This is a genomic window from Streptomyces fuscigenes (assembly GCF_021556455.1).
Classification (GTDB): Bacteria; Actinomycetota; Actinomycetes; order Streptomycetales; family Streptomycetaceae; genus Streptomyces; species Streptomyces fuscigenes.
The window spans coordinates 1-9,789 of the sequence record NZ_JAKGCV010000203.1 but is presented as its reverse complement, the minus strand read 5'-3'; the positions used below and the strand labels follow the sequence as shown (position 1 = coordinate 9,789).

General features: G+C 74.4%; 9 protein-coding genes. 4 read left to right on the top strand and 5 right to left on the bottom strand.

All coding sequences use genetic code 11. The annotated features are described in order from the left end of the window. Positions 1–1,533 (bottom strand): APC family permease (locus L1885_RS17105; RefSeq protein ID WP_235797989.1); only part of this gene is annotated, 1,533 nt, incomplete at its 3' end. Further along, complete coding sequence (locus L1885_RS17100; RefSeq protein WP_235797988.1) at positions 1,530–2,384, bottom strand: carbon-nitrogen hydrolase family protein; 855 nt, start codon at positions 2,382–2,384, stop codon at positions 1,530–1,532. The genes L1885_RS17100 and L1885_RS17105, both read right to left, overlap by 4 nt. Positions 2,385–2,785: 401 nt before the next feature. Here L1885_RS17100 and L1885_RS17095 point away from each other — a divergent pair, with 401 nt between their 5' ends. Beyond that, positions 2,786–3,388, top strand: coding sequence for a TetR/AcrR family transcriptional regulator (locus L1885_RS17095; RefSeq protein ID WP_235797987.1), 603 nt, complete (start codon positions 2,786–2,788; stop codon positions 3,386–3,388). 136 nt (positions 3,389–3,524) lie between these two features. Here L1885_RS17095 and L1885_RS17090 read toward each other — a convergent pair whose 3' ends face one another. Continuing rightward, on the bottom strand, positions 3,525–3,839 hold the full coding sequence (locus tag L1885_RS17090; protein WP_235797986.1) for a TraR/DksA family transcriptional regulator: 315 nt from the start codon (positions 3,837–3,839) through the stop codon (positions 3,525–3,527). Positions 3,840–4,382: 543 nt separating this feature from the next. On the opposite strand from L1885_RS17090, the gene L1885_RS17085 reads away from it, so the two are divergent. The 3 genes from L1885_RS17085 to L1885_RS17075 all read left to right on the top strand — a co-directional run bounded on the left by L1885_RS17085 (position 4,383) and on the right by L1885_RS17075 (position 8,261). Beyond that, positions 4,383–5,456 carry an NAD(P)-dependent alcohol dehydrogenase gene (locus L1885_RS17085; protein WP_235797985.1) on the top strand — a complete coding sequence of 358 codons (1,074 nt, stop codon included), beginning with the start codon at positions 4,383–4,385 and terminating at the stop codon, positions 5,454–5,456. Between the two features lie 328 nt (positions 5,457–5,784). After that, complete coding sequence (locus tag L1885_RS17080) at positions 5,785–6,993, top strand: PP2C family protein-serine/threonine phosphatase (protein ID WP_235797984.1); 1,209 nt, start codon at positions 5,785–5,787, stop codon at positions 6,991–6,993. A 257-nt stretch (positions 6,994–7,250) separates the two neighbouring features. Next, positions 7,251–8,261 carry an SCO4651 family lipoprotein gene (locus L1885_RS17075; RefSeq protein ID WP_235797983.1) on the top strand — a complete coding sequence of 337 codons (1,011 nt, stop codon included), beginning with the start codon at positions 7,251–7,253 and terminating at the stop codon, positions 8,259–8,261. 88 nt (positions 8,262–8,349) lie between these two features. Here L1885_RS17075 and L1885_RS17070 read toward each other — a convergent pair whose 3' ends face one another. Both L1885_RS17070 and L1885_RS29405 read right to left on the bottom strand, forming a co-directional pair. Next, positions 8,350–8,880, bottom strand: a complete 531-nt coding sequence (locus tag L1885_RS17070; RefSeq protein ID WP_235797982.1) for a GNAT family N-acetyltransferase — start codon at positions 8,878–8,880, stop codon at positions 8,350–8,352. A 155-nt stretch (positions 8,881–9,035) separates the two neighbouring features. After that, positions 9,036–9,413 carry a hypothetical protein gene (locus L1885_RS29405; RefSeq protein ID WP_372481964.1) on the bottom strand — a complete coding sequence of 126 codons (378 nt, stop codon included), beginning with the start codon at positions 9,411–9,413 and terminating at the stop codon, positions 9,036–9,038. Positions 9,414–9,789: the final 376 nt, after the last annotated feature.

The window sequence follows — 9,789 nt, the reverse complement described above, 5'->3', positions numbered from 1 at the left end:
AAGCCCTGGTCCGTGATGCGCCGGATCAGATTCCTGACGTTCTCCACCATCGTCGCGCTCCACTCGGAGCGGCCCTGGAAGTGCGTGAGGATGATGTCGCCGGGTTCGAAGCTCGACGTTGTCGGCCTTCACGTCGAGGTAGCGGTGCTCGATGCGGCGCTCGATGGCGCGCGCGGGCCGCTCGTCGCCCGGCTCCGGTGCGTCACCGAGGTTCATCGCCGGCGGCGGCCTGCGGAAGCCGCGGGTCAGGGCGATCAGGTACACGATCCCGAGGACGAGCCATCCCGCGCCGAGCCAGATGGCGGTGGAGCTGAGCCGGGTGAGGAGGTAGATGTCGACGGCGGCTCCCAGCACGGGCAGTGCCACGTGCGTGAGCGGGGAGAGCCGGCCGCCCCCGGCGCGGCGGTTGCGTGCGAAGTGGGCGACGACGCACACGTTGACCATGGTGAACGCCGTGAACGCGCCGAAGTTGATGAAGGACGTGGCCGTGGCGAGCGACAGGCTCAGCGCGACGAACGCCGCCGCGCCCACCAGGGCGAGGTTGAGCACCGGCGTCCGCAGCCGTGCGTGCAGCCGCCCGAAGAAGCGGCGCGGCAGCACGCCGTCGCGTCCCATGACGTACATCAGGCGGCTGGTGCTGGCCTGGATGGCGAGGCCGGACGCGAACCCGCCGACGAGCACGACGACGTTGACGATGTCGGCGAACGTCCGGCCGCCGACGAGCACCGACATCGTGTAGGAGGCGGTCGACTCGTCGGTGAAGTGTCCACCGGGGTGGACCCACTGCATGACGTACGCGACGAGCACGAAGACGAGGCCCCCGGCGAGGACCGTCAGGACGATGCCGCGCGGGATGGTCCGCCCGGCGTCGTGCGTCTCCTCGCTCAGAGTGCTGACGGCGTCGAATCCGAGGAAGGAGTACGCGGCGACGGCGGCCGCGGCGGAGACCGCCCCCGGGGTGACGCCGGCGCTCCACAGCGGGGCGGCGGGCGGGTGCGCCGCGCCGCCGCCGAGATGGTGGAGGCACATGACGACGAAGGCGGCGATGCCCGCGACCGTGAGCGCCATCAGCGCCTTGTTGACGCGGTCGGCGAGGACGGTGCCGAGGATGTTGATGCCGGTGGTCACCACGATGTTGGCGGTGAGCCAGGCCCACACCGGGACGGCGGGGAACTGGGCGTTGAGGTAGAGCGACTGGATGAGCCACGCGACCATCGGCAGGAAGAAGTAGTCGAGCAGGATGGCCCAGCCGACCAGGAACCCGACGCGGGAGTCGATCATCTCCCGGGCGTAGGTGTACGCCGAGCCCGAGGCGGGCAGGACGCGCGCCATCTTCCCGTAGCTCAGGGCCGTCAGGAGCATGGCGACGGTCGCCACGACGTAGGCGGTGGGGGCGGCGCCGTGGCTGGTCGACGCGATGACGCCGAAGGTGGTCATGACGATGGACGGCGACATGTAGGCCACGCCGAACAGGACGACCGAGAGCAGGCCGAGCCGGGCCGCGAGGGCGGGCGCCTGCGGTCCGGCCGTCACGGGCGGCCTCCGCGGCCCGCCGGGCGCCAGGTGGCGGGATCGATGCGGCCCGCGTAGAGGGGCAGTTCGAGGGGTGCGTCGGCATCGGTGAACTGGTCCCACACGCGGTTGAGGGCGGCCGTCCCGTAGGTGCGGGTGTGCGTCACCTCGTCGAGGTCGATCACGTCGCTGAGCACGGCGTGCGGGTCGCCGCCCGACTCGGCGCGCACCCGCCCCTGCGGGTCCACCAGGAGGCTGCGGCCGACGCCGTGCGGGGGCGCCGCGTTGACGCTGGCCACGAAGACCTGGTTGACGATGGCGTTCGCCCTGGCCAGGACCAGTTCCTGGGCGCGGTCCGCGGTCGGGGTGCGCACCACGTTGAGGACGAGTTCGGCGCCCATCCACGCGAGGTGGCGGGTGACCTCGGGGAACCACGCGTCGTAGCAGACCGAGAGGCCGACGCGGCCGTGGCCCTCCATGTCGAAGACGACGAACGAGTCGCCCGGCGCCGTCGTCTCGTAGGGCCGCCACGGGAAGATCTTGCGGTAGGCCGCGACGCGCCGGCCGCGCGGGGAGTAGACCACGGCCGTGTTGTGGACGCGTCCGTCGTCGCCGCGCTCGTAGACGCTGCCCGGCGCCAGCCAGACGCGGAGGTCGCCCGCGAGTTCCCGCAGCGCCTTGTCACGGGGGCCGTCCAGCGGCTCGGCCGACCCCGGCCCGTCCGTGGCGCACAGGTGGAGTTCCGGGAAGACGAACAGGCGGACCGCGGGGTGGCTGCGGGTCAGTGCCGTGACCTCCGCCGCGAAGGCGTCGAACGCGCCGGGTGCGTGCGCCGGGGCCTGGACGAGTGCGAGGGGCAGTGCTCTGGTCATGCGTACCTGGCCAATCGGTGGAGCGGGCCCGCGGGCGTCCGCCGGCCGATTCATTAAATGAAATTTATTTAACCCATCGGGGTCCGTCAACGGTTTCGACGCGCCGCTTTCCGGAGGCAGGCGCCGGTTCCGCGGCGGCCGGGGACAGGCGGCGGTTCCGTGCCGCCGGGAGGGACGGACGGGAGGGGGCAGGGAGGGAGCCGGCGTGCGACGGTCCGCGTGCGGATCCGTTCGGGACCGGCGTCGAGAAGGCGGCGGGACCTGAGCGCGGCTCCGTGCGGACCGGGCGCGGGGAGGGAGACGGGAGCGCGGGGCGGAGTGCGGCTCCTGCGCACCGGGCGGCGTCCGTCCGTGCACCGGCACCCCGCCGGGGAGCCCGCGGGGCATGGGATCATCGACCCATGCCCCGCCAGAAGAACCAGGCAGAGCGCAGGCTCCAGCTGGTCGACGCCGCCACCCGCGCCGTCCTGCGCCACGGTTCCACGGGCGCGCGGCTGCGCGACATCGCCCAGGAGGCCGGGCTGACCGCCGCCGCGGTCCTGTACTACTACCCGGACGTCACGGAACTCCTCGCGGCCGTCTACGAGCGCGGCTACGCCCAGTACTGCGAACGGCGGGAGGAGCACGTGGCCCGCGCGGGATCCGCCCCCGAGCGGCTGCGCGCGTGCATCGCGTCGGGGGTCCCGCGCCCCGGCGCCACCGAGGAGGCGAGCCGCCTCCTGTACGAGCTCACCCCCGTGGTCCTGCGCGACCCGGCCGCGGCGGCGCAGAACGCCCTCTTCGTCCAACGGCAGGCCGGCCTGTACCGGGCCGTGCTCGAACAGGGCGCGGGCAGCGGGGACTTCCGGCTCGTGGCGCCGCCCGACGTCCTCGCCCGCGGCTTCGTCGCACTGGAGGACGGATACGGCCTGGACGTGCTGACGGGCGCGGCCACCGCGGACCATGTCGAGGAATGGCTGCTCCTGCACGCGGACGTCGTCACCAACGGGCCGAGCCGGGGCTGACGCGGCGGCGCGCCCCTCGTCCCTCACCGCGCGCCCCTCGTCCCTCACCGGGCGCCTCGGGGCACCTCGCCCCGGGCCGCCTCGGGTAGCCTCAGGTCGCCTCGGCGGACCCGGGCGGACGGGCCCGGCGCCGCGGTCAGCCGGCCGACTCCTCGGCCCGCCGGCACGCGATGCACAGGCGGGTGTGCGGCAGCGCGGCCATCCGCTCCTCGCCGATCGGCGCGCCGCAGCGCGCACAGACCCCGAACGTCCCCTCCTCCAGCCGGGACAGCGTGGCGAGGACCTGCTCGCGCTGCTCCTTTGCCGCCCGCGTCTCGGCGCGCAGGGCGCGCACCGCCTCGTCGACCGAGCCGGCGTCGGCCGCGTCCAGGACGCAGTCGGCCCGTATGCGCTCCTCCTCGGCGCCCGCGCCGTCGATGCGCGCCCGCAGCCGCTCGGCCTCGCGACGCAACTCCTCGGCCGGCTCGGCCCGCTCCCCGGGCTCCGCCCCCTCGGCCCTCCGCGCCGGCTCGGCGCCCTGTGCGTGCCCGGCAGGCTCCCGGGCTCCGGATCCGCCGGGGCCTCCGCCCGGGCCGCCCTCCGTCGCGGCCGCCCGTCCCCTCGCGTCCACCGCTCTCCCCGCTTCCGTCCGTGCCCTCGCGTCCACCGCTCTCCCCGCTTCCATCCGTCTTCCCACGTCCAACGATCTTCCCGCCCGCGTCCGTCTCCCCGCGTCCACCAGTCTTCCCCCGTCCTCTCCCGCCTGCCAGGGGCGCCCCCGGCGCGGGACAGGGGGCGAGGGGGCGGGGCCCCGTCGGAGGACACCGGGGCCGCCCGGGACCGGGCGGCCGGTCTCGCCGTCGGGCCGTCCCCGGCCCCGGGATGCAGACCGGCGGCCGATGACGGAGCCTGGTGCGAACGGAAGAGGCGGTCGAGGCGGCCGACGGCGCAACGCGCTCTCCGTCGCGCTCCCCCGGCCGGCAACACTGCCTGCCGGTGAAAGCGAGGCACCCCCATGCAGATGCGAGCAGCGCGCATGTACGGATACCGCGAGCCTCTGAGGATCGAGGAGGTCCCCGTCCCCGAACCCGCCCGGGACGAGATCCTGCTGAAGGTGGCGGCCACCGGCATGTGCCGGAGCGACTACCAGCTCCTCGACGGCTACTTCAGGACGCCGTTCCCGCTCGACTTCCCCTACATACCCGGCCACGAGGTCACGGGCCGGGTGGTGGGCCTCGGCAGTGAGGTGCCGAAGACGGCCGGCCTCTCCGAGGGCGACATGGTCGTCGTGAACCCCAGCTGGGGCGACGGCACGTGCCGGCAGTGCCGCGAAGGCAACGAGCAGCTGTGCAGCGGCGACGGCCGGTGGCTCGGTTTCGGGCCGCCCGGAGGGTTCGCGGAGTACATGGCCGTCGAGTACCGCCACGCCGTACCCGTCTCCGAACAGGCCGCGAAGGCGCCCGAGCTGCTCGCGCCCATGACCGACGCGGGCATGACCCCGTACCGCGGCATGCGGAAACTGCGGGACACGGGCAAGCTGGGCCCGGGGCGGACGGTCGCCGTCACGGGCGTGGGCGGCCTCGGCAGCTACGCCGTCCAGTACGCCAGGCTGCTCGGTGGCGGGGCCACGGTCGTGGCGCTCGCCCGCAGCGACAGCAAGCTGGACGTGGCGAAGGAGAACGGCGCCGACTTCGGCGTCAACGTCAGGGACCGGTCCGCGGACGCGGTCCGGGACGAACTGGAGAGGCTCACCGGCCGCGGGAGCGTCGACGCGATCCTCGACTGCGTCGGCAGCGAATCGTCCATCTCCATGGGGTTCGACCTGCTGGGCGCGGAGGGCGTGCTGGCCGCCGTCGGCCTCATGAGCCAGCAGGTCGAGCACCGGCAGTTCCCCTTCGTCGGGACCGAGTTGTCGTACCTCGGCTCGTTCTGGGGCAACCACATGGACCTCGTCGAGGTGCTCTCGCTCTCGGAGGCGGGCCTCGTCAAGCACAACGTCACCAAGGTGAGGCTGGAGGACTGCAACGAGAACCTGGAGGCGCTCGGCCGCGGTGACGTCGTCGGCCGCCAGGTCATCGTCTTCGACTAGCGGATTCCTCACGCCCGTTCGACCGGGCGGATTCGCCGTGCGGGCAGGGCATCCGTGCAGGGGATGCGGATACGGCGGATACGGCGGATACGGCCGGGCGGGGCGCGCCGCCGTGAGGTCGCCGTGCGGTGAGGTCGCCGGGCCGTGGGGCGGTCGGCCGTCGCTCCCCCCGGCCGCCCGCGCCCCTGCCGCCCGCCTCCCGCTCCCGTTCCCCGGTGGCGCGCCCGGCGCAGCCGTGTCCCGCGGCCCGAGACCCGCCACCATTCGGGCCGCGTGGAGGGGCGGCGGGCCGGGGGCTCTGTGAGACTGCCGGAGTGGGTGACGAGCGATGACGGCGGGAGAGGGCCGGGGCAGCGGCGGGGGCGAACGCCTCCTCGACGAGATGCTGGCCGCGGCGCACCAGGCCGCGCCCATGGATCTGCCCGTGCTGGTCGGGCAGCTGGCCGGGATCGTCGGCGTCGACCGGCTCGACGTGTACCTCGTCGACCTCCAGCAGCGCTACCTCGTGCCGCTGGCACCCCCCGTCACCGGCCCGCCCGCGCTCGACATCGACTCCACGACGGCCGGGCGCGCGTACCGGACGCTGGGGCTGGTGATCGACGAGACCCTCGCCGACCATCTGGCCGCGTGGCTGCCGCTCGTCGACGGGGCGGAGCGGCTCGGGGTGCTCGGCGTGAGCGCCGTGCGCGTCGACACGGAGGTGCTGCGCCGCTGCCGCATCGTGGCGTCCTTGCTGTCCATGGTGATCACCTCGAAGCGCGCGTACAGCGACTCCTTCGCACGGCACACCCGGCTGCAGCCGATGCGGCTGCCCGCGGAGCTGCTGCGCGCCTTCCTGCCGCCGCGCACGATCGCCAACCGGCACGCCACGTCGACCGCGGTACTGGAACCCGCCTACCAGCTCGGCGGCGACGCCTTCGACCACTCCCTGACCGGTTCCAGCCTGCACGCGACGATCTTCGACGCAATGGGGCACAACCTCGCGTCGGGGCTGACCACGGCCGTGGCGATGGCCGCCTGCCGCAACACCCGCCGCGCCGAGGCGGACCTCCCCGAGATGGTGCGCTCCATCGACCGGGCGCTCGCCCGCTGGCTGCCCGAGCAGTACTGCACGGGCATCCTGGCGCGCCTCGACACGGACGAGGGCATCCTGCGCTGGTGCAACTGCGGCCACCCGCCGCCCCTGCTGATCAGGGACGAGCGCGTGCTGGAAGGTGCGCTGGAGCGTCCCGCGGAACCGCCGATGGGCATGCCCGCCGAGATGTGCGAGAGCACCCGCACGCTGCACGAGGAACGGCTGCTGCCCGGCGACCGCGTGCTGCTGTACACGGACGGGGTGACCGAGTCGCGGATCGTCGGGGACGTGGAGTTCGGGCTCAAGCGCTTCACCGACTCCATCATCAGGGCCACCGCCGCGGGCACCGTCCCCGCCGAGGCGCTGCGCCAGCTCATCCACTCGCTCCTGGACCACCAGGAGGACGCCCTGCGCGACGACGCCACCCTCCTGCTGCTGGAATGGCGGCCCCCGGTCCTCTGACCCGGAGGCTCCGGCCCGCGGCGCCCGCCCCGGCGCCCCGACCTCGGTGCCCCGACCTCGGTGCCCCGGTCCCGGGGCTCCGACCCGGGCGCTCCGGCCCCCGGCCTCAGGTGCGGCTCCCGGAGCCCGACCTCTGTCCTCGTCCTCGCCTCCGGGCCCGTGCCAGGACCCGATCCACGCGTATGCGGATCACGGCCGCGGGTAGCCGGGCCCTGTCAGGGCGGGCGAACAGGCAAGCGCACGAGGAGAGATGACACATGGGCCGGAAGGGCAAGGGACGTCGGGCCGCGGCGGTCGCGATCAGTGGCGTGGCGGCCGTGGGCGTGCTGGCGGGCTGCGGCGGCACCTCGGGCGGCAGCGGTGGCTCCTCCGCCGCCTCCGGATCGGCGTCGGACGGCGCGACCGGCGCGGCCGGTGCTGGCAGCACGGGCAGCGCGGGCTCCGGGGGCGCGAACTCGGCCGCCGTGCAGTCCGCGTACCAGAAGACCTCCGACGCGAAGAGCGCGAAGATGACGATCGCGACGACGGTCGGCGGGGTCGGCGGCAGCCAGTCGTTGTCCCTGACCGGCTCGGGTGTCATCGACCTCGCGAAGGGCGCGAGCGACGTGACCCTGCACCTCGGCAGCCAGCAGATCCAGGAGCGGACCGTCGACGGCATGCTCTACGAGAAGCTGCCGCCCGCGGCCGCCAAGCAGTTGCTGCCCGCGGGCAGGACCTGGCTGAAGCTCGACCTGAAGAAGGTCGCGGGGACGCTCGGCTCCGGCTCGGGGGCCACGGCCGGCATGTCGGACCCGGCGGCTCCGTTCTCCTACGTCAAGAACCTCAGCGGCCAGGACGTCACCAAGGTCGGCACGGAGACGGTGAACGGCACCAAAACCACGCACTACCGGGTGTCGGTGGACGTGACGAAGCTGTCGCCCGGCAACTCCGCCCAGGCGCGCATGCTGCAGCAGCAGCTCGGCGACCGGCTGCCCGTCGACCTCTGGCTCGACGACCAGGGCAGGATCCGGCAGGAGGAGGTCAAGGCCAAGGTCAACACCTCGGGCGGCGCCTCCCCGAGCGCGCCCTCCTCGCAGTCGCCGTCGTCGCAGTCCCCCGGCGCGTCCACCCCGCCCCAGCAGCTCGCACTCGACTCGAAGCTGCAGTTCAGCGACTTCGGCACGCAGGCGAACGTGAGCGCGCCGCCCGCGGCCCAGACGGCGGACATGACGAAGAAGATCACCCAGGGTGCCGCCGGTGCCGCCTCCGCCTCGCCGGACGGCTCCTGACACCCCGCGCCCGCCGGGTCCGTGCCCCGGTCCCCCTGCCGGGGACCGGCGACACCGCCACCCGAGCCCCGAGCCGCACCCGGGGCCCTCAGGACGACGTGGGGATGGCGAGTTCCGGCCGGTCCCACGGCACGGCGGGCGGGCGGGCCCGGCTGATGCCCGTCCGGTACGCGCCGACGCTCGTGTAGAAGCCCTCGGCCGGGGGGTGCGAGACGACGTGCACGTGTTCCGCGCCCGCCGCGCGGGCCGTCGCCTTCATGTGCTCGACCAGGCGGCGGCCGATTCCGCGCCCCTGGGCCGCGTCGGCGACGAAGAGCAGATCGAGTTCGGGCTCCGGCGGGGTCAGTACCAGCGCGTAGAACCCGAGGACCCGGCCACCCGGTGGGGTTCCCGGCGCCCCGGTCGCCGCGGGACCCCCGGGAGCGGCCGGGGACTCGGCCGCCACGAACACCTCGTGCGCCTCGATGTAGTCGGGGCCCACGCGGTACCCGGCGACCATCGAGGCGTACGGGCCCTCGTACGCGCCGGACGACGTGACGAGGGCGGTCAGGCGTCTGGCGTCCCGTGCGGTCGCCCGCCGGATCGCCACCTCCGCCCCACCCGTCACACGTCGTGCCATGGGCCCCAGTATGGCCCAGGGTCCGGGCCGGGCCGTGCCGGCGGAAGGCGCCCGCGCGAAGGCCGCCGGCCCTGCGCGGGCGTCCATGACCCGGCACCTCGACCCGCCGGCGCGCTGCGCACGGGCGCCTCGGCCGACGGGCGCCGGCCGCGGGATCAGCGGATGAGCGCGCGGACCATTCCGCAGGTCACGTCCGAGGGCGGGTGCACGCCGATGCGCGCCGCGGTGGCCCTGATCCGGCGGTTGTCCGCGTTGGCCGGGTGGTACACGCCGGTGTCGAGCAGCGCTATGGCCAGGCGCATGGCCTTCAGCCTGCGGTTGTGCGCCTCGTACCACTCGCGGGGCTGATTCGCGGGCAGCGGGAGACGTGGCAGCGGCAGGGTCTCGTGGGACGGGCGGGAGGGGCGGTTCGCGGGACGCGCTGTGCTCTTCCCGCGGCGCGGCTTCGGCGCCGCGCCGGCCACCCGCGCCGGGTCGGCTCCGGGCCGGTCGGTGCGGGCTGCTTCGGTGGTGTCGTTCGTCGTTTCCGGCATCGCGGCAGCGGCCATCTGTGACCTCCAAGCGGTGGCTGGCACACGGTCGTTCAGCTCTTGCGAACTACCTCCATTTTACCGCTCCCCACTGACAATCGGCCCTGGCCAGAGGGGCTTTGGCGGGTCTTCCGAGGGAGGTGGGGCGGCTGTTTCAGCGGAGGCGGAACCCGCTCGGGGGCGTGCGTTCACGGTGGGCGCACGGCCGGCGGGCCGCGGCGGCCGATGCCGGGACGGATTGCCGGGACGGAGTGGGACGCGGGCACCGGGAAGCGCCGCGCGGGCCCGGTCACCGACCCGGGCCGCGGCACGCCCCGGCTGTCGCCGGCGAGCAGCGCCGGGGCGGGGACGACGTCGCGCGCGCGGAGGCGGGCGGGCG

What these genes read in the sequence shown, in the direction of transcription:
- L1885_RS17100 (WP_235797988.1), bottom strand. Translation starts at nt 2,384, where the DNA reads ATGACCAGAGCACTGCCCCTCGCACTCGTCCAGGCCCCGGCGCACGCA.
- L1885_RS17095 (WP_235797987.1), top strand. Translation starts at nt 2,786, where the DNA reads ATGCCCCGCCAGAAGAACCAGGCAGAGCGCAGGCTCCAGCTGGTCGAC.
- L1885_RS17085 (WP_235797985.1), top strand. Translation starts at nt 4,383, where the DNA reads ATGCAGATGCGAGCAGCGCGCATGTACGGATACCGCGAGCCTCTGAGG.
- L1885_RS17080 (WP_235797984.1), top strand. Translation starts at nt 5,785, where the DNA reads ATGACGGCGGGAGAGGGCCGGGGCAGCGGCGGGGGCGAACGCCTCCTC.
- L1885_RS17075 (WP_235797983.1), top strand. Translation starts at nt 7,251, where the DNA reads ATGGGCCGGAAGGGCAAGGGACGTCGGGCCGCGGCGGTCGCGATCAGT.
- L1885_RS17070 (WP_235797982.1), bottom strand. Translation starts at nt 8,880, where the DNA reads ATGGCACGACGTGTGACGGGTGGGGCGGAGGTGGCGATCCGGCGGGCG.
- L1885_RS29405 (WP_372481964.1), bottom strand. Translation starts at nt 9,413, where the DNA reads ATGCCGGAAACGACGAACGACACCACCGAAGCAGCCCGCACCGACCGG.